Source organism: Neobacillus sp. S1115 (genome assembly GCF_055385565.1).
Window position 1 is genome coordinate 1,892,057 of the sequence record NZ_AP038275.1, and the last position, 22,904, is coordinate 1,914,960.

General features: G+C 41.7%; 22 protein-coding genes. 20 read left to right on the forward strand and 2 right to left on the reverse strand.

Features of this window, described 5'->3' with window-relative positions:
- Positions 1-104 precede the first annotated feature (104 nt).
- Together ACZ5B7_RS09330 and ACZ5B7_RS09335 are read left to right on the forward strand one after the other, a co-directional pair.
- On the forward strand, positions 105-884 hold the full coding sequence (locus tag ACZ5B7_RS09330) for a patatin-like phospholipase family protein (protein ID WP_464493527.1): 780 nt from the start codon (positions 105-107) through the stop codon (positions 882-884).
- A gap of 7 nt (positions 885-891) precedes the next feature.
- Positions 892-1,914: a SepM family pheromone-processing serine protease gene (locus tag ACZ5B7_RS09335; RefSeq protein ID WP_464493528.1), complete on the forward strand. Its 1,023-nt coding sequence runs from the start codon at positions 892-894 to the stop codon at positions 1,912-1,914.
- A 22-nt stretch (positions 1,915-1,936) separates the two neighbouring features.
- Here ACZ5B7_RS09335 and ACZ5B7_RS09340 read toward each other — a convergent pair whose 3' ends face one another.
- Positions 1,937-3,151 carry a nucleotidyltransferase gene (locus tag ACZ5B7_RS09340; RefSeq protein ID WP_464493529.1) on the reverse strand — a complete coding sequence of 405 codons (1,215 nt, stop codon included), beginning with the start codon at positions 3,149-3,151 and terminating at the stop codon, positions 1,937-1,939.
- Positions 3,152-3,376: 225 nt separating this feature from the next.
- Between ACZ5B7_RS09340 and ACZ5B7_RS09345 the strand changes: the two genes are divergently transcribed.
- The 5 genes from ACZ5B7_RS09345 to ltrA all read left to right on the forward strand — a co-directional run bounded on the left by ACZ5B7_RS09345 (position 3,377) and on the right by ltrA (position 7,539).
- Positions 3,377-3,907, forward strand: coding sequence for a YceD family protein (locus ACZ5B7_RS09345; protein ID WP_423801628.1), 531 nt, complete (start codon positions 3,377-3,379; stop codon positions 3,905-3,907).
- Between the two features lie 56 nt (positions 3,908-3,963).
- Complete coding sequence (gene rpmF, locus ACZ5B7_RS09350) at positions 3,964-4,137, forward strand: 50S ribosomal protein L32 (RefSeq protein WP_213116438.1); 174 nt, start codon at positions 3,964-3,966, stop codon at positions 4,135-4,137.
- A 95-nt stretch (positions 4,138-4,232) separates the two neighbouring features.
- Positions 4,233-4,994: an enoyl-CoA hydratase/isomerase family protein gene (locus tag ACZ5B7_RS09355; protein ID WP_464493530.1), complete on the forward strand. Its 762-nt coding sequence runs from the start codon at positions 4,233-4,235 to the stop codon at positions 4,992-4,994.
- 81 nt (positions 4,995-5,075) lie between these two features.
- Complete coding sequence (locus tag ACZ5B7_RS09360; RefSeq protein ID WP_213140852.1) at positions 5,076-5,693, forward strand: RsfA family transcriptional regulator; 618 nt, start codon at positions 5,076-5,078, stop codon at positions 5,691-5,693.
- 586 nt (positions 5,694-6,279) lie between these two features.
- The gene (gene ltrA, locus ACZ5B7_RS09365) at positions 6,280-7,539 is read left to right on the forward strand and encodes a group II intron reverse transcriptase/maturase (RefSeq protein WP_464490339.1); all 1,260 of its coding nucleotides are present in this window, start codon (positions 6,280-6,282) and stop codon (positions 7,537-7,539) included.
- A 77-nt stretch (positions 7,540-7,616) separates the two neighbouring features.
- Here ltrA and ACZ5B7_RS09370 read toward each other — a convergent pair whose 3' ends face one another.
- Complete coding sequence (locus ACZ5B7_RS09370) at positions 7,617-8,084, reverse strand: N-acetyltransferase (RefSeq protein ID WP_213140851.1); 468 nt, start codon at positions 8,082-8,084, stop codon at positions 7,617-7,619.
- Between the two features lie 233 nt (positions 8,085-8,317).
- On the opposite strand from ACZ5B7_RS09370, the gene ACZ5B7_RS09375 reads away from it, so the two are divergent.
- From ACZ5B7_RS09375 to ACZ5B7_RS09435, 13 genes are all read left to right on the forward strand, one after another.
- Positions 8,318-9,655 carry an acetyl-CoA carboxylase biotin carboxylase subunit gene (locus ACZ5B7_RS09375; protein ID WP_464493531.1) on the forward strand — a complete coding sequence of 446 codons (1,338 nt, stop codon included), beginning with the start codon at positions 8,318-8,320 and terminating at the stop codon, positions 9,653-9,655.
- Between the two features lie 14 nt (positions 9,656-9,669).
- Positions 9,670-9,882, forward strand: a complete 213-nt coding sequence (locus ACZ5B7_RS09380; protein ID WP_213116433.1) for a biotin/lipoyl-containing protein — start codon at positions 9,670-9,672, stop codon at positions 9,880-9,882.
- A gap of 11 nt (positions 9,883-9,893) precedes the next feature.
- Positions 9,894-11,435, forward strand: coding sequence for an acyl-CoA carboxylase subunit beta (locus ACZ5B7_RS09385; protein ID WP_464493532.1), 1,542 nt, complete (start codon positions 9,894-9,896; stop codon positions 11,433-11,435).
- 108 nt (positions 11,436-11,543) lie between these two features.
- Positions 11,544-12,443: a 2-dehydropantoate 2-reductase gene (locus ACZ5B7_RS09390; protein WP_464493533.1), complete on the forward strand. Its 900-nt coding sequence runs from the start codon at positions 11,544-11,546 to the stop codon at positions 12,441-12,443.
- Positions 12,440-12,835, forward strand: coding sequence for a DUF3397 domain-containing protein (locus tag ACZ5B7_RS09395; RefSeq protein WP_213140846.1), 396 nt, complete (start codon positions 12,440-12,442; stop codon positions 12,833-12,835). The genes ACZ5B7_RS09390 and ACZ5B7_RS09395 overlap by 4 nt, the downstream gene beginning before the upstream one ends.
- A gap of 90 nt (positions 12,836-12,925) precedes the next feature.
- Positions 12,926-14,560, forward strand: a complete 1,635-nt coding sequence (bshC, locus tag ACZ5B7_RS09400; protein ID WP_464493534.1) for a bacillithiol biosynthesis cysteine-adding enzyme BshC — start codon at positions 12,926-12,928, stop codon at positions 14,558-14,560.
- Positions 14,561-14,708: 148 nt separating this feature from the next.
- Positions 14,709-15,140, forward strand: coding sequence for a division/cell wall cluster transcriptional repressor MraZ (gene mraZ, locus ACZ5B7_RS09405; RefSeq protein ID WP_213140844.1), 432 nt, complete (start codon positions 14,709-14,711; stop codon positions 15,138-15,140).
- 70 nt (positions 15,141-15,210) lie between these two features.
- On the forward strand, positions 15,211-16,143 hold the full coding sequence (rsmH, locus tag ACZ5B7_RS09410; protein WP_464493535.1) for a 16S rRNA (cytosine(1402)-N(4))-methyltransferase RsmH: 933 nt from the start codon (positions 15,211-15,213) through the stop codon (positions 16,141-16,143).
- Positions 16,144-16,175: 32 nt separating this feature from the next.
- A complete protein-coding gene (gene ftsL, locus ACZ5B7_RS09415; protein WP_464493536.1) occupies positions 16,176-16,535 on the forward strand; it encodes a cell division protein FtsL in 360 nt (119 codons plus the stop codon).
- A complete protein-coding gene (locus ACZ5B7_RS09420) occupies positions 16,532-18,769 on the forward strand; it encodes a penicillin-binding protein (RefSeq protein ID WP_464493537.1) in 2,238 nt (745 codons plus the stop codon). Before ftsL ends, ACZ5B7_RS09420 begins: the two co-directional genes overlap by 4 nt.
- A 128-nt stretch (positions 18,770-18,897) precedes the next feature.
- Positions 18,898-20,817: a stage V sporulation protein D gene (locus ACZ5B7_RS09425; RefSeq protein ID WP_464493538.1), complete on the forward strand. Its 1,920-nt coding sequence runs from the start codon at positions 18,898-18,900 to the stop codon at positions 20,815-20,817.
- A gap of 168 nt (positions 20,818-20,985) precedes the next feature.
- Positions 20,986-22,455 (forward strand): UDP-N-acetylmuramoyl-L-alanyl-D-glutamate--2,6-diaminopimelate ligase, encoded by a 1,470-nt coding sequence (locus ACZ5B7_RS09430; protein ID WP_464494462.1) that lies wholly within the window; start codon positions 20,986-20,988, stop codon positions 22,453-22,455.
- Entirely contained in the window at positions 22,455-22,904 is a 450-nt protein-coding gene (locus ACZ5B7_RS09435; RefSeq protein WP_464493539.1) for a hypothetical protein, read from the forward strand. The genes ACZ5B7_RS09430 and ACZ5B7_RS09435 overlap by 1 nt, the downstream gene beginning before the upstream one ends.

Below are 22,904 nucleotides of genomic sequence, written 5' to 3' on the forward strand. Positions count from 1 at the left end.
GTGAAACTGCATGTCCTCATATAAAATAAATATACTCATAGAATGTTGTTTTAGACCATAAGATTGAACGTGATTTATTAGATGTATAATAGGAGGGTTCTGCTATGGAGCACCCTAAGATTGGCTTGGCGCTCGGCTCAGGAGGAGCTCGCGGGTTTGCTCATTTGGGTGTTATAAAGGTGTTAAAGGATGCCAGCATTCCGATTGATTTAATTGCAGGCAGCAGCATGGGAGCCCTGGTCGCCTGTTTTTATGGAGCAGGGATTGATTTAGACCTTCTATATAAATATTCAACCGCGTTTAGGAGAAAGTATTTTCTTGATTTTACTGTACCGAAAATGGGATTTATTACAGGCAAGAAAGTAAAGGAATTTATTCGTATCTTTACCCATGGGAAAAACATCGAAGACTTGTCAATACCACTTGGGATTGTGGCAACGGATTTATTAACCGGAGAAAAAGTGGTCTTTAAAGAGGGGCCAGTGGCAGAGGCTGTCAGGGCAAGCATTTCCATACCCGGAATTTTTGTGCCTGAAAAGTATAAGGGAAGAATCCTCGTGGATGGAGGAGTTGCTGACCGTGTTCCCATTTCTGTTGTGCAAGAGATGGGGGCGGATATTGTGATTGCAGTGGACGTCTCACGGGTTAAGCAAAACGCTGAAATTACCTCCATTTACGATGTCATCATGCAAAGTATTGATATTATGCAGACTGAGATTATCAATTTCCACGAAACATCTGCAAATGTGATGATTCGTCCCCCTGTCGAGGGCTATAGTTCGCGGGCATTTACTAACATTGAAGAAATCATTAAAATTGGCGAAGACGAGGCAAAAAAGTATCTTGAGCAAATTAAGAAGGAAATTGATAATTGGAAGGGGTGATGGCAGCTTGCGTAAAAAATTATCAATCGGCATTATCTTTATCCTTGCAGTGTTTCTAATTGGCGGAATGTATTATTCATTACCTTACTATGTTTCAAAACCAGGGATGGCAAAAGAACTTGCTCCAATCATTACAGTTGAAGGCGGTTATCAGGAAAAGGGAAATTTTATGCTGACAACTGTCCGGATGGGAAGGGCTAATATCTATTCCTTTATAGAAGCCAAAATGAGAAAATATGAGGAAATCTATCCGCTCGATATGGTATTAAATGAACAGGAAACGGAAGAAGAGTATAATGTCAGGCAGCTGCATTTGATGGCAGCATCAAAACTTAATGCGATTGAGGTGGCATACCATAAAGCAGGGCTGCCTGTACATTATAAATATAAGGGGATTTATGTGATGCAGGTCCTGCAGGGAATGCCTGCAGAAGGGAAGCTCCAGGCTGGTGACCGCGTTTTTAAAATGGATGGACACACATTTCCCTCATCAAAAGATTTCATTGAATATTTAGGGAAAAAAAGTGCCGGAGATCAAGTGACATTAACCTATTCCAGAAATAACGAGGAAAAAAGTGTGAATCTTATTCTGCAGCCCTTTAAGGATCAGCCTGGGAAGGCAGGCATTGGCATTTCACTTGTGGATGATAAAGAAATCTCCGTCGATCCCGAGGTTAAAGTCAGAACAGATGAAATCGGCGGACCTTCTGCCGGTTTAATGTTTACGTTGGAGATATATAACCAGTTAACCAAGAATGACATAACCAAAGGCTATCAAATTGCCGGAACGGGAACGATTGACCCAGATGGGACCGTTGGGCCGATTGGCGGTATCGAACAAAAAATTGTTGCCGCCGATCATGCCGGCGCAGAAATCTTTTTTGCACCGAACGAAAAGGGTGCTAAGGACTCCAATTATCGGGCAGCCTTAAAGGCAGCACGAGATATCAAAACAAAGATGAAAATTGTTCCGGTGGATACCTTTGACGATGCGGTAAAATATTTAGAAAAATTACCTATAAAGAAATAGGACGGTGCCAGAGCGCGCCGTCCTATTTCTTTATAATGATGGGAGGCTGTTTGAATTCCTGTTTCATCAAAAATTTTTTTGCCGGGCCCGGGACCCCCAGTGCATATACCCTAGCAGCCTTTAGGTCGAGGTTAATCTCTTCGTCCTTAAATGAAGACAATTTCGCAACCAAAGGCAAAGCAAATTCCTTTTTCATTTTATTTAGGTATTCTTGTCCTCTTTCAGACATCCCAAGGAGCCTTAAATAGCCCGCTCTTTTGCTTCCTTCCATGTTTATTTTTTTACTATTGGTCAATATGTGAACACATAATCGCTGCAGCCTCGTCCATGTATAGCGTTTTGTTTTAATTCTTTCCATAAACTCCTGAAAGCTTTGCGCTTCGGTTGCGGCGTGTTGTAACCTGTTCTCAAGTCCCTCTTCAGCCTCATATATTTCTTTTATCTCTTCTGGGGAGGAATGGAGGAGACGAAGCTGAAGAAATGGCCAATAATTTTCCCAGCGGTGGTAAAGCCCATATTGATTTAGATATTCATGTAATAATTGTCTAGTAGGCTCCGGTACATACTGATTTATTTCAGATGGGCTGTTTATATCTGCGAATAGTGCTTTCCTGATGCTGGTTGCACTGGCAATAGTTTCGGAGGCAAAATGTTCATCATGATAGTCGGCGTTTTTACGTGCCACAGTTAATGGAGTAATCTGACTTCTTTGCTCATGAATCGCTTTTATGTAGTGAAAGCCTAGTATGTTGTTTGGCCTGGACAAATCTAAATAATTATTCGAATTTGACAGCTGTTTGTATGATAATGCTAAAGCCTTCGGATAGCTGACACCTGACCCCATAAAATGCTTTATATTTTTTTTATGGGAATCCTGCTGACTTTCCAAAAAATGAATCGTTTGTTGAAAAGCTTCAATCTCCCCGCTTTCACTGCCAAAACAAAGATACTGACAGCCTGCAGCAGCAAGGATGGACACTGCCCCATTTGCAAAGGTTTCGGCATTTTGTGTGGCAAAGCGGTAGGGAAGTTCAAAAACGATGTCCACGCCATTTAATAAGGCCATTTTCGTTCTCTGCCATTTCGAAACAAGTGCAGGCTCCCCCCTTTGCAGAAAGTTTCCGCTCATTACCGCAATAACCACATCCGCTTGAGCTGCCTCGCGGGATGCCTGCAAATGAAAGGCATGCCCATTATGAAATGGGTTGTATTCAACAATAACACCAACTGCTCTCATAACTCTCTCCTTGAAATTTAATTACTATCATTATAGCAATTTATTCCGTTTTTCAATCGAATAATATGATATGATGATACATATGTTTGCAAAAGGTATTTATGGATACACTATAATGGAAAAAATTTTTTTATTTATGCAACACAAGGTGAAGTGTAAAGAAAAAATATTGACAAAAATTTTATCGAAAGCTATAATTACCTTTGTTGCCTTGGGGTGATTCAATTGAAATGGACATTAAATCAGCTGCAAAAATATCGAGATAAGGAATTTTCGATTGACGATACCATTCGGGTTGACGAGCTTAAACTGGATGACCCAACTATTCGTGAAGTGTCTCCAATGCAAATTACCGGACGTGGGGATATTGATTCTTCAAAAGTTACCTTTCATTTAAAAATTGAGGGGTATCTGATTCTTCCATGTTCGCGAACCTTAGTGGATGTCAAATTTCCAATTAATGTCGAAACTACGGAAACCTTCCTCCTGCAAAATTCAGTTTACCAAACTGAAGAGGAGGTCCATCAGGTAAAAGGAGATATGATTGATTTAAAACCAATCATAAGAGAAATTCTGTTACTTGAGGTTCCAATGCAAGTATTCTGTGACGATGACGATGTCCAATCTGAAGATGCAGCGCCGCAATCCGGTAAGGATTGGGAGGTTATTCAGGAGGAGGAACAATCTAACAAGATTGATCCACGTCTTGCAGGGCTAGCAAAGTTTTTTGACAAAAACAATTCATCGGAAAGCTAATCGAAATGATCTGACTTCAAGCGCTCCTGCGCATTTCTTATAAGGAGGTGGGAAGAATGGCTGTACCTTTTAGAAGGACTTCTAAAACTGCGAAGAGAAAGCGTCGTACTCATTTTAAATTAAACGTTCCTGGTATGGTAGCATGCCCAAACTGTGGTGAAATGAAACTTGCTCACCGCGTATGCAAATCTTGCGGAACATACAAAGGAAAAGAAGTAGTAAACGACTAATTTCTACTTAGATAAAGCACAAGGAGCAAACGCCCTTGTGCTTTTGTCATTTCAAAACAAATACATACTTTTTTAATTGAGAGGGTGAGCAAAAAATGGCTTTTTCGATTGAAAGGCGGGACCCGGGATATTTATTATTTACCATCGAAAGAAGCGAAAAGCGAAACGCCATAAACTACGATGTTATGGAAGGGCTATTGGAAGCGTTAGAAAAAGCTAGTGAACCTGAAATAAAAGCTCTTGTCATTACGGGGAGCGGTGAGAGTGCGTTTTGCTCCGGCGGAGACTTATCCGTTTTTCATCTCCTGCACACCAAAGAGGATGCGTATCCAATGCTTTCGAAAATGTCCAATATTCTGTATTCCTTATTAACTTTGCCCATTCCCACCATTGCACTAATGAACGGTCCAGCGGTTGGCGGCGGCTGTGAGCTTGCTGTTTCCTGTGATTTCCGGCTCGCCAGAAAAGGCGTTAAAGCAGGGTTTGTTCAAGGAAAACAAGCCATTACGACCGGTTGGGGTGGAGGCTCTATTCTTGTCGAAAAGTTCCCTTCCCCATTTGCCATGAAGCTTTTGATGGAAGCAGACCTCGAAACCGCAGAATATTTAACCGAAACCGGTTTTATTAATCACCTATTCGACGGAGACTCCCTTCAACAATGTGAAGATTTCCTTAAGAAAATGCTGTCCAATGATTTAGAGGTTCTCAAATCCTATAAAAGAATATGGATTAATAAGTGGAAGCAAGCAGGCCTTCGTGAAAGAATAGAGGAAGAGGTTAAAAACTGTGCCATCCTTTGGGAAAGTGATGCCCATCATCAATATGTAAAAAATTTTATTAAGAAAAACACGAGATAAGATGAATTCACGGCTCCAGATTAAGTCTATCTTTTCTAGTAGATGCATATGTTTATAAAAACACTACTAGGAGGGGATTTGATGTCACCAACTCGACAAGATGCTTGGAGCCAAGATGAGGATTTACTGCTTGCTGAAGTAGTATTAAGGCATATTCGAGAAGGCGGGACACAGCTTCAAGCATTTGAGGAGGTGGGGAAACAGCTATCGCGGACACCTGCGGCCTGTGGATTCCGCTGGAACTCATATGTAAGAAAGCAATACAAGTCTGGAATTGAGCTTGCCAAGAAGCAGCGTAAAGAATTGAAAAAACATATTGCTCCTGTTGAAGCTGATCCAGCCCCTGAAATAATTAAAAAGGAAGCTGTCTCGACCGAGCCAGGGGGTACTTTGACATTTCCGGCTGTCATTCAGTTTTTAGAGGGCGTTTTTAAACAAGTAGAGAATTTTGCTGAGCTTGAAGAGGGAAGCAGGAAGTCTTCCGAAAAAATAAAAGAATTAGAAAAGCAAACTTATTATTTAGCAGCAGAGAATGAAAGACTTACGGAGAACCTAAAGGCCATCGAAGAGGACTACCGTTCATTACTGGAAATTATGGAAAGAGCTCGCAAAATGGTTGTTCTTCAGGATGAAGACCGTCAATCCAAGGTTAGATTCCAGATGGATAAAAACGGCAACCTGGAAAGAGTAGAGAAATAGAAAAAGCGGACATCCGGTCCGCTTTTTCGCATTGTGCGCCCGGCATGGGTGCAGTCTCTAGGGTGAAAGTCCCGAGCCATGAAGGCAGTAGTAGTGGTTAGCTTAACGCAAGGGTGTCCGTGGTGACGCGGAATCTGAAGGAAGCGAACGGCAAACCTCCGGTCTGAGGAACACGAACTTCATATAAGGCTAGGTATCATTGGATGAGTTTGCAATCCAAAACAAAGTCCATACTGCCGAAGGTGGTACAGAGTAAATGAAGCAGATAGATGGAGGGAAAGACTGCACTCTTACCCGGGGAGGTCTGATTGACAAGCCAAGTACACTTGGTAACCTGTCTAGCAATGGATAGCTGAACAATCAGAAGTCAGCAGAGGTCATAGTACCATTCTAACTCGAGAATGAATGGGAAGGACTGAACTATTAAGAGAGAATGAAGTCTGTACATTCGGCAATTGCATTGAACACAGACAATCCGAAAGGACCTACCTAAAGGAGGAAGCGGTGAATCCGCTGGGGACTCTAGGAGGGTGGAGCAAGAGTCGGCATAAACAGAGCCTTCATTCACGTGGAAAGGAATATCATCATGTTAATGGAACGAATCTTGTCACGAGAAAATCTCTTAACTGCCCTTAAACGGGTAGAGCAGAACAAAGGAAGTCACGGCATAGATGGAATGTCCGTAAAATTCCTACGACGACATCTCTATGAAAACTGGGATTCCCTTCGGGAAGCTTTGAGAACAGGTAACTATCATCCTTCCCCTGTTCGCCGTGTCGAAATCCCGAAACCAAGCGGAGGAATAAGGCTTTTAGGCATACCAACTGTGACAGACCGTTTCATCCAACAGGCAATTGCCCAAGTATTAACCCCAATCTTTGACCCAACCTTTTCTGAAAACAGCTATGGTTTCCGTCCTAATAGGAGTGCCCATAATGCGGTAAGAAAGGCAAAGGGATTTATCAAGGAGGGTTTCCGTTGGGTAATTGATATGGACTTAGAGAAATTCTTTGATAAGGTCAATCATGACAAATTGATGGGGATACTCGCTAAAAGAATCGAAGACCGCATACTTCTCAAACTAATCCGGAAATATCTTCAATCAGGTGTAATGCTCAACGGTGTCGTTCAATCAACGGAGGAAGGTACTCCGCAAGGAGGACCTCTGAGTCCTCTCCTTTCAAACATAATTCTTGATAAACTAGATAAAGAATTGGAAACCAGAGGACATAAGTTTGTCCGTTATGCGGACGACTGCAACATTTATGTTAAGTCATTAAAAGCAGGAAAACGTGTAATGGAATCCGTTTCGACGTTTATCGAGCAGAAACTGAAGTTGAAGGTAAACAGGGATAAGTCGGCAGTTGACCGCCCGTGGAAACGGAAATTTCTTGGTTTCAGCTTTACTTTAAATAAAGAACCGAAGGTACGAATTGCGAAAGAAAGTATTAAACGCTTTAAGACGAAGATCCGAGAAATTACCTCTCGGTCAAAATCTTTTCCAATGGAAGTAAGGATTGAAATGTTAAACCGTTATCTAACAGGATGGTGTGGGTACTTCGCCTTAGCTGACACACCAAGCAAATTTAAAGAATTCGATGAATGGATAAGAAGAAGACTCAGAATGTGCAAATGGAAACAGTGGAAGAAACCTAAAACCAGAGTCAGGAAACTAATGGGTTTAGGTGTCCCTGATTACAAAGCATATGAATGGGGCAATTCCCGAAAGAACTACTGGAGAATCGCATGTAGTCCAATATTACACAAAACCCTCGATAACTCATATTGGAGTCAACGAGGGTTGAGAAGTCTATATAATCGTTATGAATTTCTACGTCAATCTTAATGGAACCGCCGTATACCGAACGGTACGTACGGTGGTGTGAGAGGTCGGGGGTTAGTCACCCCCTCCTACTCGATTATTTATTGTGCTTCCACACCTTCTGGATACCAGACAAGCGGATTTTCCCCGCGGTCTCGTTCCATATCGTAATCAACACTTGAAAAGCCCATCTTTTCCCAGAAGCCGCGAGATTGCATTCTTGCATTTGTCTTAATTGGAAGTCCAAAGCTTTTGGCGAAATCTACAAGTTGTCTACCAAAGTCTTTTCCCTGATAGTCTTGTAATACTTCCAGTTTCCATAATTCCAAATAACTTTGGGGCGGATAAAAATATCGATCGAATTTAGCTTCAATTTGGTATAAGCTCATCCGGGCAACAAGCTTATCTCCATAGTAAATACCGTAAAACGGTGAATTGATATCATTGTCTATCATATTGGCTTCAAGATCTTCAAACATTGAAAGCTCTTGAAGACCATATTCTTTAAACTTTTTAAATTCTTCTAGAGTTTTGAAATTAACTTTTAATTTTTCCACTTTAGTCCCCATGTTCTTCCTCCTAGAAATTATATTCTGTAACCTTGTATATATTTTTTTTTACTGAATAACATGATATGAATAATTTTTTCATTATTCAAATGAATTACTATCATTATAATACAAAAAAACTAAAATTTCCTCATTGAATAATCGAAAGCGGTTTCAAAAATGGCAGGAAATTCGAAGAATGATGTAGAAACTTAATAGTGAAAGTGACATTGGGTCAGGAAAGGGGAAGAAATGTGCAAAAAATTTTAATTGCCAATCGGGGAGAAATTGCCCTTCGTATTATTAGAACGTGCCAAGCGCTGGGAATTGAGACAATTGCTGTTTATTCCGAAGCAGATAGGGAGATGCCTTTTGTAAAGGCTGCGACGAGGGCGGTGTGTATTGGGGAAGCTCAAGTTAACAAGTCTTATTTACAGGCAGAGAAAATTTTAGAGGTAGCAAAAGCAGAAAAAGTGGATGCCATCCATCCAGGCTATGGCTTTTTATCGGAAAATGCAGCTTTTGCACAGAAAGCCAGAAACGAAGGCATTATCTTTATCGGACCGAAACCCGAAACAATTGATTTAATGGGAGATAAAATTGTTTCCCGGCAAACAATGGAAAAAGCGGGAGTTCCGGTTGTCCCAGGCAGCGGCACCGGTTTAAAAACGGTTGAAGCGGCCCTAGCCTTAGCAGAAAATATAGGCTATCCGATTATGCTGAAGGCGAGCGGCGGCGGCGGCGGAATCGGCATGGTGTTATGTGAAAATGAGCAAGCGCTCGCTAAGTCATACGCATCCACCAAGGCAAGGGCGCTTGCCTATTTTGGGTCGGATGAGGTATTTATCGAAAAATATATCGCGGATGCCAGGCATATTGAGGTTCAAGTTTTCGGTGATGAATTTGGCAATCTCATACACTTATTTGAAAGGGATTGTTCCGTCCAAAGAAGGCACCAGAAGGTTATCGAGGAATCGCCATCGCCGTTTCTTTCCGATTCAGTCCGGCAGCAAATGTATGAAACAGCCGTTAAAGCGGCTCGTGCTGTCAATTATACAAATGCGGGAACAATAGAATTTATTGTTGATGAAAACGAGAATTTTTATTTTCTTGAAATGAATACGAGACTTCAAGTTGAACATCCAGTAACTGAATCTATTACAGGTCTTGATTTAGTAAAATGGCAGATTCTCGTTGCGCGGGGAGAAAGGCTGCCGCTGCTGCAATCAGAAGTCCATTCTTCCGGCCATGCTGTGGAATTTCGTCTTTATGCGGAAGACCCTGTACGGTTTTTGCCTTCTCCTGGCAAAATCACCACCTTGAGGTGGGAAGAAAAAGAAGGTGTACGGATCGATTCGGGTTATGAAGAAGGTGGAACGGTCACCCCATTTTATGATCCAATGATAGCTAAATGCATTTTTTATGGTGCAGACCGGCAAAAAGCATTGGAAATGGCTGAGACTTTCTTCCAGGAAATTAAAATTGAGGGGATTAAAACGAATGCCCCGTTATTCTTAAATATTCTTGCAAATAGAGATTTTCAAAATGGAAATTATACCACAAGCTTTTTAACAAAAACATTAGTGAACTAAGGAGTGTTTTAAAGATGAAAGAAATTACAGCATCAATGGCAGGAACCGTACTTAATATTTTCACAGCAGCAGGCGAATCAATCAACATGGGTCAAGAAGTATTAATGCTTGAATCCATGAAAATGGAAATTCCGATTGAAAGCAGTATCGAAGGTGTGGTTAAGGAAGTAAAGGTTAACATCGGAGACTTCGTAAATGAAGGCGATGTGCTGATTGTTCTAGTTTAGGAGGGGGCATTATGGCACAGACGAATACATTAAATGACCAATTAAACGAATACCGGAAACAAATCGAAGCGGGCGGGCATCCAAAATATCATGAAAAGGCCAAAGAGCAGAATAAGCTGTTCGTCCGTGACCGCTTAAGATTATTGTTTGATGATGGGAAATATGAAGAAGACGGTAAATTTGCCAACTTTACGGCAGGTAATTTGCCTGCTGATGGCGTGGTAACAGCAATTGGCAAAATAAATGGCCAGACTGTATGTGTAATGGCAAATGACTCCACCATAAAGGCGGGCTCCTGGGGAGCACGGACCGTTGAAAAAATTATCCGTATTCAAGAAACTGCTGAGAAATTGCAGGTGCCTTTATTGTATTTGGTGGATTCGGCAGGTGCGAGAATAACCGACCAATTAGAGATGTTTCCAAACCGCCGCGGGGCCGGAAGAATTTTTTATAATCAGGTAAAGCTGTCCGGCATGATTCCGCAGATATGTATCCTTTTTGGGCCATCCGCAGCAGGCGGGGCCTATATCCCAGCTTTTTGCGATATTGTCATCATGGTCGACCAAAATGCCTCCATGTACTTAGGGTCGCCGCGAATGGCGGAAAAGGTCATCGGCGAAAAGGTGACGCTGGAGGAAATGGGCGGGGCTCGAATGCATTGTACAATTTCGGGCTGTGGTGATGTTCTGGCTTTCAGCGAGGAGGAGGCAATTGAGTCTGCCAAAAGATATATCAGCTTTTTTCCAGCCAATTTTAAAGAGAAGACAAAAAAGATTGCTGGTGCGGCTGCTAAGGAAGGAAGGGAATTAGAGGCGATTATTCCGGAAAACCAAAATGCCCCGTTTGATATGTATGAGTGTATTGATCGACTGGTTGATGCCGGCAGCTTTTATGAAATTAAAAAATTATTTGCACCTGAGTTAATAACTGGACTTGCTAGAATAGATGGAAGAGCGGTTGGCATCATTGCCAATCAGCCGAAGGTAAAGGGCGGCGTCCTGTTTGTCGATTCCTCGGATAAAGCCGCAAAATTCATTCAGCTTTGTGATGCCTTTCATATTCCGTTATTGTTCTTGGCGGATGTTCCGGGCTTTATGATTGGAACAAAGGTCGAGCGTGCGGGCATCATCCGTCATGGGGCTAAATTAATTGCTGCTATGAGTTCTGCCACAGTGCCAAAAATCTCGGTCATTGTTCGCAAGGCTTACGGTGCTGGGCTTTATGCGATGGCAGGTCCCGCCTTTGAACCGGATTGTTGTATCGCTCTGCCTACCGCGCAAATCGCCGTAATGGGTCCTGAAGCTGCGGTGAATGCTGTCTACTCCAATAAAATAAATGAAATTAACGATTCAAAGGAAAGATTCGCTTATGTTCAGGCGAAGCAAAAGGAATATAAAGAAGCTATTGACATTTATAAGCTGGCTTCTGAGCTTATTGTTGATGAAATTGTTGCCCCATCCGAATTAAGAAGCGTACTCATTCAGCGCTTTGATTACTATGGAACAAAAGAATTGAACTTCGGTGTCAGGAAACATCCTGTCTACCCAGTCTAAAAAAAATATCCCTTTTCGAACTTTCTGTCGAAGAGGGTTTATTTTTTTTACAAACAATTAATTGATTTTGGTAAAATACGGGTAAGACGATTTAAAGAAGGGATAGCGATGAAGGTTGGAATTATTGGAGCGGGTTCATTAGGTTTATTATTTGCTGCCTATTTGAGCAGGGCTTTTGAAACTATTATATACACAAGAACCCCCGCACAAGCAGAGCAAATTAATCAAAATGGAATCGTGCTTAAAAAAGGAGATACTGTGACGAGCACCAATGTACAAGCCTTGCCTATCAGCGATTGGAAAGGAACAGAAACTGTTACGGTTGTTGCTGTAAAACAATATCATCTGCAAACGATTATTGAAAATGTGAACAGCTCGGCGGCACCTAACTTACTATTTATCCAAAATGGTATGGGGCATTTAAAGCTGCTCGAAGCGATTAAGGAAAAAAATATTGCGGTAGGCTCTGTGGAACACGGTGCCTTAAGAGAAAATGCCTACACGGTTTATCATAATGGGGAAGGAATCACGAATGCTGCCAGTTATAAAGGAACGGCCGATTGGCTGCATTTTCTTGCTGCTAAAGTACCGAATGATTTTCCGATTGTAATAAGAGAAAATTATTTTGATATGCTGCTAAAGAAATTGATTGTCAATGCAGCAATTAATCCTCTGACGGCTATTCTTCGCGTCAAAAACGGTGACTTAATCGAAAATCCATATTACCTGCAGGCGCTGAACAACTTATTCGAGGAAATTTCGGACGTGCTGCGTTTAGATGATAAGGAAGCCTATTTGCAGCATATTCATTATGTCTGTCAATCAACAGCCGAAAATCGTTCGTCCATGCTGAAGGATTTGGAAGCGGGCAGAATGACCGAGGTGGACGCCATTTTAGGGTTTCTCTTGGATGAGGCTGAGAAGCTGCATAAACAGGCCGCGCAAATACAGGGGTTATATTCCCTAATTAAGGGAAAAGAACAAGAAGGAAGGAGTGAGAAATTATGAGCGCCGTCCTATCGACTTTGTTAACGCTGTTGTTCATTATGCCGTTCCTTGGCTTTTTACTCGTTTTTCTAGTCTTTAAACTCATCACGAATGACACTCGGAAATCAGTGCATCATGCCCTTGATTATTCAACCATTTTATTTATTATTTCTGTTCATTTTTTAGTAAAAACAATTTGGGGGAATTCATTTTTTTGGATAATACTACTAGTAATGATTTTCATCGCGATCATTTTTGTTGTTGTCCATTGGAAAGTGAAAGATGAGATCATTTTAAAAAAGGTGATGAAAGGTTTTTGGCGGTTTAATTTTCTTCTATTTTTTCTTGCCTATATATCCCTGACACTATTTGGTGTCATTCATCGGGCCATTATCTTTTCGTTAGCATCTTAAAAAAATTGAGGCATATGTTTTTTTTATATAGGCCGGGGAGTGGTATACTCTTAAAAGAATAATTTGGGTTTACAGAAAGGGAGTTCATGAATGGAGATTTTAAATCTCTCTTTACCAGCGGCCAACCGGTTCGCTTCAAATTACTTGGCGCAATCAAAGGATGTTATGCCTTTTTTTCATTATCACTTCAATGATTTAAACGAAGATTTAAAGAGGACGGCTGAATTAAAGGAGAGAAGCTTTCCGCGCATTGAGACTGCCACACATATTGAAAGCTTTATGGAGCGATTTGGCACCTCGAAAGCGGTGGAAAACTCCATTGAGAAGTTAAAGCGTGAGGACAGTGCAGTCGTAATTGGGGGACAGCAGGCAGGAATCCTCACAGGTCCGCTTTATTCGATACATAAGGTTATTTCAATCATTAAATTAGCAGAACAAAAAGAGAAGCTTCTTGGGATTCCGGTTGTCCCAGTGTTTTGGATTGCGGGTGAAGACCATGATTATCAAGAAGTGAATCATGTCTATGTTCCGATGGAAGAAAAGCTTGATAAATGGACCTATCCGAAAAAGGTTCATAGCAAGCCAATGGTTACTGATATTCCATTGGACCAGGAAATCTGCCGGGAATGGGTTCGCAATATTATTGAGAATTTCGGTGAATCGGAGCATACGAAGCGGCTATTAGAGTTTGCCGAAAGGCAGATTGAAAAATCAGCCAACTTTGTTGACTTTTTCGCTTATATAATTATGGAACTGTTTAAGGATTATGGTTTATTACTTGTTGACTCCGGCGACAAAAGCTTCCGGCAGCTTCAAAGGGATTTTCTAACGGAGCAAATTGTCAATCACGAGGCAATCACCTTTTCACTATTGGAACAGCAAAAGCAGATTGGAGATAAAGGATTCCCAATCACCATCGAAGCGGGGGAACATGCTGCTAATTTATTTTATTATGATCAAAAATTAAATGAACGCATTTTGCTGGAATATGACCGGGCCGCCAATTGCTTTGTGGGGAAAAGTGGAAGAGTTACCTTCACCCAAGAGGAATTAGTGGAGATGGCAGCACAATATCCTGAAAAATTTAGCAATAATGTGGTGACCAGACCGCTCATGCAGGAATGGATCTTTCCTACCCTTGCCTTTATTGCAGGTCCAGGCGAGATATCGTATTGGGCGGAACTAAAGCTCGTCTTTGAACAATTTAACATGAAAATGCCACCGATTGTTCCTCGTTTAAATATTACGTTTTTGGACCGCTCAGTGGAAGCGGAAGTGACACAATTAAATTTAAAGCTAGAGGAAGTTTTACAAAGGGGAACGAATCAAGAAAAAGAGCAATTTCTTGAAACAGTGAAGGATAAGGAAGTTGAAATGTTATTTTCTTCTGTTAAGGAAGAACTGCTTAAACAATATCAGTTTATTGAAGCAAAAACAGCGGTGATCGACCGGGGTCTCCTGCCGCTGCTCAAGAAAAATGAAAGCTATCTTCTTAAGGAGATAGGGTTCATGGAAACAAAGCTCGAAGATGCGGTAAAGCAGAGACACGATATCCAATTAAAAAAATTCAGCCGGATCAATCTCGCCTTAAGACCAGACGGATCCCCGCAGGAAAGGGTCTGGAATATTTTCTATTACCTAAATCAATATGGATTAACCTTTATAAAAGACCTCATGATATTACCATTCGAATTTGACGGTCAGCATAAGGTTATTAAAATCTAGAAAATCTCACTTACGTGAGGTTTTCTTTTTTTTGTAAAAGTAACCAATTTGGAAAGGATTTTTGGATTTTAAGAAGAATAGTTAAAAAATAGGTGGTGGAAAGTGGGGGAATGTGGTACATTTTTAATAGAAAGTGGGGGTAGTGGGTATGTTCATGGGTGAATACCATCATAGCATTGATAACAAAGGCCGAATGATTGTGCCCTCCAAATTCCGCGATGAACTCGGCGAGATGTTCATCATCACTAGGGGTTTGGATCAATGTTTGTTTGGTTACCCATTATCAGAATGGAAGCTGATTGAAGAAAAATTAAAAGGCTTGCCGCTGACAAAAAAAGACGCCCGTGCCTTTACACGATTCTTCTTTTCCGGTGCAACAGAGAGTGAACTGGATAAACAAGGAAGAATCAACATCCCCGCACCATTATTGCAGTATGCAAAATTAGATAAAGAATGTGTGATTTTGGGTGTTTCCAATCGAATCGAAATTTGGAGCAAGCAGATTTGGGAAGACTATTTTTCACAGTCTGAAGAATCTTTTGCGGAAATTGCAGAAAATATGATTGGCTTTGATATATAATGGATAAGTTATCTTAATATATTTTCTGCATACAAATGTTTTGCGATAGATTGGAAAAGGTGGTACTTAAATGTTTAAACATACAACTGTGTTATTGGATGAAGCGGTAGAAGGCTTGAATATTAAGCCTGATGGTATTTATGTGGATTGTACATTGGGTGGTGCCGGTCATAGCTCTTTAATCCTCTCGAAACTCGGGACAGGAGGCAAATTGTTTGCATTTGACCAGGATGATACAGCCATCAGAAATGCAGAGCAGAAATTAGCCGAATATGGCGACCGTTTAACCATTATTAAAAGCAATTTTTTACATTTAAAAGAAGAGCTTGAAAAACAAGGAATTGAAAAAGTTGATGGAGTTCTGTATGACTTGGGTGTGTCCTCCCCGCAGCTTGATACTCCTGGGAGAGGCTTTAGTTATCATCATGATGCCCCTCTCGATATGAGGATGGATACGGGCGCACCAATCTCTGCCTATGATGTCATTAATCATTGGTCTTATGAGGAATTAGTCCGAATCTTTTTTCACTATGGTGAGGAAAAATTCTCGAAACAAATCACCCGTAAGATTGAAGCGGCGAGAGCGGTCAAACCAATTGAAACGACATTTGAATTGGTTGATTTGATTAAGGAAGCCATTCCGGCCCCTGCAAGGAGAAAAGGCGGACACCCTGCCAAACGAATTTTTCAAGCGGTTAGAATTGCAGTGAACGATGAACTGGGCGTGTTTGAGAAGTCTTTAAACCAGGCGATTTCTTTGCTGAATAAAGGTGGACGAATCAGCTGCATCACGTTCCATTCGCTTGAAGACAGAATTTGTAAAGCAACATTTAAAAAGGCTAGTGAAACACCACCGCTGCCGCCAGGTTTGCCAATCATTCCGGATGAGTACAAGCCTATTTTAAAATTAATCACAAGGAAACCGATTCTTCCATCTGAAGAAGAGGTGGAACACAACAATCGCGCGCGGTCGGCAAAGCTACGTATTGCCGAAAAAATATAGAATATAAATAATCAAACCGGAGGGGAAAAAGATTGAGTAATCTTGCCAGGAAAGTTCAAGAGCAGCAGCTAACAGAACAAACAGTACGCGACGAAAGACAGGTAAAAATAAAAAAATCCTGGCTTACTCCAGGGGAAAAAATAATCGGAGTTGTTTTTGCGGGTGTCGTTTGCTTTGGGGCGGCCCATCTCCTAAACAATCAGGCAAAAATCTATGACGTGAATAAAGAAATCCAAACGGTTGATGCCAAGGTGAAGGAACAGCAGAAAGTTAATAGTGACCTGCAGGTACAAGTTAGTGAATTAAGTACGTACGAACGGATTTATGAAAAAGCCAAACAAATGGGATTAATATTAAACGAAAATAACGTCAAGGTTGTGCAGCAGAAATGATTAAGAAACAGCCATATATAAATTCCGGAGCAGCGATATTGTTTATAATATTCAGCCTGCTCTTTTTTGTCTTATTGTGCAGATTTCTTTTCATTCAAGTTACTGGTGAAGCAGCAGGCCAGAAGTTATCAGCACTTGCTCAGGAAAAATATAACCGAAATGGAACCATCCCTGCAGTACGGGGAGTTATTTACGATCGGAATGGTGAGGTGGTTGCGGAGGATACTGCATCTTATACCTTAGTAGCAATTCTTGACAAGAAAATGACGACTGACCCGAAGAAACCGATGCATGTAAAGGACCCGGAGAAAACGGCAAAAGAGCTGGCCAAATATATTAAAATGGATGAATCAGAGATTTACCGCAGATTATCGATAAAAGGCCGGTTTCAGGTGGAGTTTGGAAAGGCAGGAAAAGATATTACCCATGACACAAAAACAAAGATAGAGGCACTGAAACTGCCAGGAATTACATTTATCCGTGATTCGAAAAGGTTTTATCCAAATGGTACATTTGCCTCACATTTAATAGGGTATACAGACAGCGTTAAACAAAAGGATAATACCTTCAAATATGAAGGGATAATGGGGGTTGAAAAATCGTATAACGATGCCTTAACTGGCAAAGATGGAAAAATACAATATGAAAGTGATAAATGGGGATATATTCTTCCTACTGGAAAGGAAAAAGTCACCCCCGCAAGAGATGGAAATGATGTTTATTTAACGATTGATAAGAAAATCCAGACATTTTTAGAGGATGCCATGGACAAAGTGGTTAAGGATTACAAGCCGAAGAAAATTATTGCGATTGTGGCCGACCCGAAAACAGGAGAGATTTTAGCGATGGGCCAGCGGCCGTCCTTTGATCCAAAGACAAAAGACGGGATTGATAAAAGCTGGCATAACGAAGCGATTGAAACTTCGTTTGAGCCTGGTTCGACGATGAAAATCTTTACACTTGCTGCAGCCGTTCAAGAAAATGTGTTTGATCCAAATGAACTGTATCAGTCCGGGTCTTACCGGGTGACGGATAAGGATAAAGCCATCCATGACCACAACGGTTCCGGCTGGGGCAGCATTACGTATCTTGAAGGTGTACAGCGCTCCTCGAATGTGGCGTTTGCGAAAATTGCTAAGGAAAAATTGGGATTTGAAAGATTCAGAGAATATTTAACGAAGTTTGGTTTTGATAAGCCGACAGGCATTGAACTGCCAAATGAAACATCTGGGAAAATTCAATACACTTATCCAATTGAAAAGATTACCACCGCATATGGTCAAGGAACAGCGATCACACCAATACAGCAAATCCAGGCGGCTACGGCCGTTGCCAATGGCGGGAAAATGATAAAGCCGCATGTGGTCAAGAAAATAATCAATCATGATACTGGCGAAACAATAAAAGAAGAAACTGCCGAGGTTGTTTCTAGCCCGATTTCTGCCGAAACAGCCAGCAAGGTTCTCGATTACCTAGAAACGGTGGTTGCCTCTCCAAAAGGCACCGGTGGGCGTTATAAAATTGACGGCTACAGTGTGGCAGGGAAAACAGGAACAGCTAATATTCCCGGTCCGGATGGAAAATACCTAAGCGGGGTTAACAACTATATGTTCTCCTTTTTAGGGATGGCTCCAAAGGAGGACCCGAAACTGATTGTTTATGTTGCCGTACAGCAGCCGGATCTGAAAGGGCTTGATGCAGGCCAAGGCGCCATTCCTGTGTCGGCCATTTTTAACCCTGTCATGCAGAATAGCTTGCATTACTTAAATATTCAGCCTTCCACTACGGAAAAAACGAATGTCAGCGAATTGCCTGATTTACAGGGAATGGACGTGAATGAGGCGGTAAAAAGTCTAAAGGACAAGGGAATTGAGGCGGTGGTTCTCGGAACCGGAACCGAGGTGGACAAGCAGCTGCCTAAAGCCGGAACGGAGATTCTCGAGGGTGAAAAGGTGGTTATTCGAACAAATGGTGAATTGACTGCTCCGGATCTAACAGGCTGGTCACTAAGGGATGTCATGAAGGTTGCCAATTTGGCTGGATTAAATTTGAATCCAAAAGGCAAAGGATATGTTGTTAGTCAAAATATTCAACCACAAGCGTTATTGCGTAAGGATGATTTCTTGATTGTCGAACTTAAAACGCCCGAAGAACAATGGACAGAGGAAATAAATGGGCAGCAGCAAGAGGGAACAAAGCAAGAGGACAATCAGGAAGAGAAAGTGCAGGATTAACTAAGGGAAGAGGCTGTAATCGGACAGCCTCTTTTCCGCGGTTTGAACCGTTTGGACCCGTTCTAATCAAGGAAGTACAAGCATATAAATGAACGATAACGTAAAGGAGTAGGAGGCATTGTTCAAATATGCGCGTTTCAAATGTAACGGTCCGTAAACGGTTATTACTTGCACTAATCATCGGAATTCTGATCTTTTTGATTATTGATGTCAGGCTAGGTTATGTACAATTTTATCTAGGAGACATGTTGACTGGACGTGCAAAGGATTCTTGGAGCCGGAATATTCCATTTGAGCCCCAGCGAGGCGAAATTGTTGACCGCAATGGTGTTCCGTTAGCGACTAATATGAGTGCCCCAACTGTCTGGGTTGTCCCAAGGCAGGTTAAAGACCCGGCGGCAACAGCTGAAAAACTGGCCTCAGTCTTAAATATGCCTAAAGAAACAGCCTATCGCGAGATAACACAAAAAGAGAGAATTGTTCGGATAAAGGAAGGGAGAAAGATCTCCCATGAAAAAGCAAAGGAGATCCGAGCTTTAGGTCTTGAAGGTGTCTACATTGGAGAAGATTCTAAACGACATTATCCTTATGGCAGCTATTTAGCCCATGTTCTAGGTTTTGCAGGAGTGGACAACCAGGGATTGATGGGTCTTGAAAAATATTATGATAAAGAGCTGAGCGGGGAAAGAGGCTCTGTTAAATTTTATGCAAATGCCAAAGGCGAACGAATGAATGATATGGCGGATGATTATGAGAAGCCCGTCAATGGTCTTGACCTAAAATTAACGATTGACACAAAGGTTCAGACGATTGTCGAAAGAGAGCTGGATATTGCTGAAGCTAAGTACAACCCTGATGGACTTATTGCCATTGCGATGAACCCGAACAGCGGTGAGATTTTAGCGATGTCAAGCAGGCCATCCTTTGACCCGGCAAATTTTCGCAACGTTCCGCAGGAGGTTTACAACCGGAATTTACCTGTCTGGATGACGTATGAGCCGGGGTCGACTTTTAAAATTATTACGCTGGCAGCGGCATTGAATGAGGGAAAGGTAGACTTAGAGAAAGAACATTTTCATGATTCCGGCTCAGTTCAGGTAGCCGGTGCCAGGTTGAAATGCTGGAAACGAGGCGGACATGGAGATCAAACCTTCTTAGAAGTGGTGCAGAATTCCTGCAACCCCGGATTCGTGGAGCTTGGTCAAAGGCTGGGAAAGGAAAAGCTTTTCCAATATGTAAAGGATTTTGGCTTTGGCCAAAAGACAGGGATTGATTTACAGGGGGAAGGAACCGGGATTCTATTTAATATGAACCGCGTCGGCCCGGTTGAATTGGCAACAACTGCTTTCGGACAAGGGGTATCTGTTACGCCAATCCAGCAGGTTACTGCAGTGTCTGCTGCCGTAAACGGCGGGATCTTATATAAACCTTTTATTGCAAAGGAATTAATCGATCCTGTAACTAAAGAAATCGTAATGAGAAATACTCCAGTTGAAAAGCGCAGGGTTATTTCTGAGGACACATCCAAGGAAATTCGCCATGCTCTTGAAAGTGTTGTTGCCCAAGGTACTGGAGGTAAAGCATTTGTTGATTCATATCGGATTGGCGGCAAAACTGGGACAGCCCAAAAAGCCCAGGGCGGCCGATACTTAGAAAATAACTTTATCGTCTCGTTTATTGGCTTTGCTCCCGCGGATGACCCGCAAATTGTCGTTTATGTGGCAGTTGATAACCCGAAAGGCGTAACCGCATTTGGCGGTACCGTAAGTGCTCCGATTGTTGGGAATATTATGAAGGACAGCTTGAGTGCGATGGGGGTAGAACCAAGAAAGGATCAAATTGAAAAAGAAATTAAATGGCCTGATACTGCACCAATCGAACTGCCTGATTTTGTCGGCATGACAAAAATTGAGCTTATGGAACAAATCTTGAACCTTCGAGTTGATGCAAGCGGCGAAGGTGATGTTGTTGTGAGACAATCTCCTGCACCAGGAACGAAAGTAAAGGAAGGTTCAAAAATTAGACTATACTTCGGCAGTGGTGATTAATTAAAAATCTTAAAGCATTTCTCACCTCTAGTTTTTACCGATGCAAAGAACAAAATGGCAAAAAAATTTATTTTCATGTAAAATAAAGTGAAACTTTTGCCCACTAGTCTCTTCTAAAGGGGCATTGGCAAAAGCAGAGGTAAGGTAATGAGAGGATTTGAGATGACCATGAAGCTGAAAAAGCTGCTTGAGAGTTTGCATCTGATAATTCCCTATGAAGGAGAAGACCGGGAAATCACTTCAATAGAAAATGACAACCGCAAGGTGCAAAATGGGAGCTTATTTATTTGTATTAAGGGCTACACCGTGGACGGTCACGATTTTGCTGAATCGGCCGCAGCGAGCGGTGCTGCTGCTATTCTCGCGGAACGTCCGCTTAAGCTTGATGTTCCTGTTATCGTTGTGAATGATACAACAAGAGCGATGGCAGTTCTGGCTGATACCTTTTTCGAACAGCCTTCAAAGAAGCTGCATTTGATTGGAATTACAGGTACAAACGGAAAAACAACAACCAGCCACATGATTGAAAAGATTTTTGCTGATTATGGGCGGATTACCGGATTAATTGGCACGATGTATACAAAAATAGCTGATAAGCTGATTGAAACTAAAAATACCACACCTGAAAGCTTAACGCTGCAAAAAACCTTTAAACAAATGGTGGATGAGGGGGTGGAAACAGCGGTCATGGAGGTCTCTTCACATGCTTTGGATTTAGGAAGGGTCCATGGCTGCGACTTTGACGTGGCCGTATTTACCAACCTTACTCAAGACCATCTCGATTATCATAAGACAATGGATGAATACCAACGGGCAAAGAGTCTATTATTTGCCCAGCTTGGCAACACCTTTAACCAGCAAAAAGCTAAATTTGCTGTGTTAAATTCGGATGACCCTGCGTCAAGCATGTTTAAACGGTCGACGGCTGCCCATGTTGTGACCTATGGGATCGATTCAAAAGCGGATATTCAAGCCGAAAATATCCAGATGAGCGCATCAGGAACCGAATTTGAGGTCGTGTTTGGCAATCGTAGATATCCCGTAAACATTCAGTTTATCGGCAAATTCAGCGTTTATAATGTTTTGGCTAGTATCTCGGCCGCACTGGCATCAGGGCTTCCAATAGAGACGATTATTCAATCTCTTGAAAGTATTAAGGGAGTGGCAGGAAGGTTTGAGCTTGTGCAAGCAGGCCAAGATTTTACCGTGATTGTCGATTATGCCCATACACCGGACAGCTTGGAAAATGTTTTGAAAACAATCCAGCATTTTGCCCGAAAAAAAATCTTTGTTGTAGTTGGATGCGGCGGTGACAGGGACAGGACGAAACGTCCGTTGATGGCGCAAATTGCCTGTCAATATGCAACTGATCCGATTTTTACCTCGGATAATCCACGCAGTGAGAATCCGCTTGAAATTTTAAAGGAAATGGAATCTGGGGTTCAAGGCAGAAACTATATTTATCGGGTGATTCCTGACCGTAAAGAAGCCATTGGCGAAGCGGTAAAGCAGGCAACCGCAGGTGATGTCATTTTGATTGCCGGCAAGGGACACGAAACCTATCAAATTATCGGCAGTGAAGTTTATGATTTTGATGACCGGCTTGTCGCTAGGGAAGCAATTGAGGAGAGAAAATAATGGTTTTGACCTATCAGGACTTGGCTAAAGTTTTTTCGGAAAAACAAGGAGTCCAAGGCGATTTTGCTTTTTATACGGTGACTGACATGGCGGGGGATATACAGCCAAAGGGACTGTTTATCCCTATAAGCGAAAATAGCGGCAGTCTATCTGAAGCTATTGCTCAAGGTGCTATTGCGGTTCTTTGGGACAAACGAAATAAACTGCCGAATTACACTCCAAATCATTTTCCGGTCTTTTTTACAGATGATTCAGGTGATGCAATTGTACAGATTTTAACACGATATATTGAAAAATTGGATGGAGAAGCAACTGCAAAAATGGAGACAACTAACTTTAAATTTTCAAATAAAAAACTTCTTAATAAAAATAACGAATCATATGATATTGCTGTAATGCTAAAAAAAATAATCGAAAAACAAGAAAAGATACACGGGGGGAGGGGATAA

Coding starts and splice junctions, on each gene's coding strand:
- ACZ5B7_RS09330 (WP_464493527.1), top strand. CDS start 105: ATGGAGCACCCTAAGATTGGCTTGGCGCTCGGCTCAGGAGGAGCTCGC.
- ACZ5B7_RS09340 (WP_464493529.1), bottom strand. CDS start 3,151: ATGAGAGCAGTTGGTGTTATTGTTGAATACAACCCATTTCATAATGGG.
- rpmF (WP_213116438.1), top strand. CDS start 3,964: ATGGCTGTACCTTTTAGAAGGACTTCTAAAACTGCGAAGAGAAAGCGT.
- ACZ5B7_RS09355 (WP_464493530.1), top strand. CDS start 4,233: ATGGCTTTTTCGATTGAAAGGCGGGACCCGGGATATTTATTATTTACC.
- ACZ5B7_RS09360 (WP_213140852.1), top strand. CDS start 5,076: ATGTCACCAACTCGACAAGATGCTTGGAGCCAAGATGAGGATTTACTG.
- ltrA (WP_464490339.1), top strand. CDS start 6,280: ATGTTAATGGAACGAATCTTGTCACGAGAAAATCTCTTAACTGCCCTT.
- ACZ5B7_RS09370 (WP_213140851.1), bottom strand. CDS start 8,084: ATGGGGACTAAAGTGGAAAAATTAAAAGTTAATTTCAAAACTCTAGAA.
- ACZ5B7_RS09380 (WP_213116433.1), top strand. CDS start 9,670: ATGAAAGAAATTACAGCATCAATGGCAGGAACCGTACTTAATATTTTC.
- ACZ5B7_RS09385 (WP_464493532.1), top strand. CDS start 9,894: ATGGCACAGACGAATACATTAAATGACCAATTAAACGAATACCGGAAA.
- ACZ5B7_RS09390 (WP_464493533.1), top strand. CDS start 11,544: ATGAAGGTTGGAATTATTGGAGCGGGTTCATTAGGTTTATTATTTGCT.
- ACZ5B7_RS09395 (WP_213140846.1), top strand. CDS start 12,440: ATGAGCGCCGTCCTATCGACTTTGTTAACGCTGTTGTTCATTATGCCG.
- bshC (WP_464493534.1), top strand. CDS start 12,926: ATGGAGATTTTAAATCTCTCTTTACCAGCGGCCAACCGGTTCGCTTCA.
- mraZ (WP_213140844.1), top strand. CDS start 14,709: ATGTTCATGGGTGAATACCATCATAGCATTGATAACAAAGGCCGAATG.
- rsmH (WP_464493535.1), top strand. CDS start 15,211: ATGTTTAAACATACAACTGTGTTATTGGATGAAGCGGTAGAAGGCTTG.
- ACZ5B7_RS09420 (WP_464493537.1), top strand. CDS start 16,532: ATGATTAAGAAACAGCCATATATAAATTCCGGAGCAGCGATATTGTTT.
- ACZ5B7_RS09425 (WP_464493538.1), top strand. CDS start 18,898: ATGCGCGTTTCAAATGTAACGGTCCGTAAACGGTTATTACTTGCACTA.
- ACZ5B7_RS09430 (WP_464494462.1), top strand. CDS start 20,986: ATGAAGCTGAAAAAGCTGCTTGAGAGTTTGCATCTGATAATTCCCTAT.
- ACZ5B7_RS09435 (WP_464493539.1), top strand. CDS start 22,455: ATGGTTTTGACCTATCAGGACTTGGCTAAAGTTTTTTCGGAAAAACAA.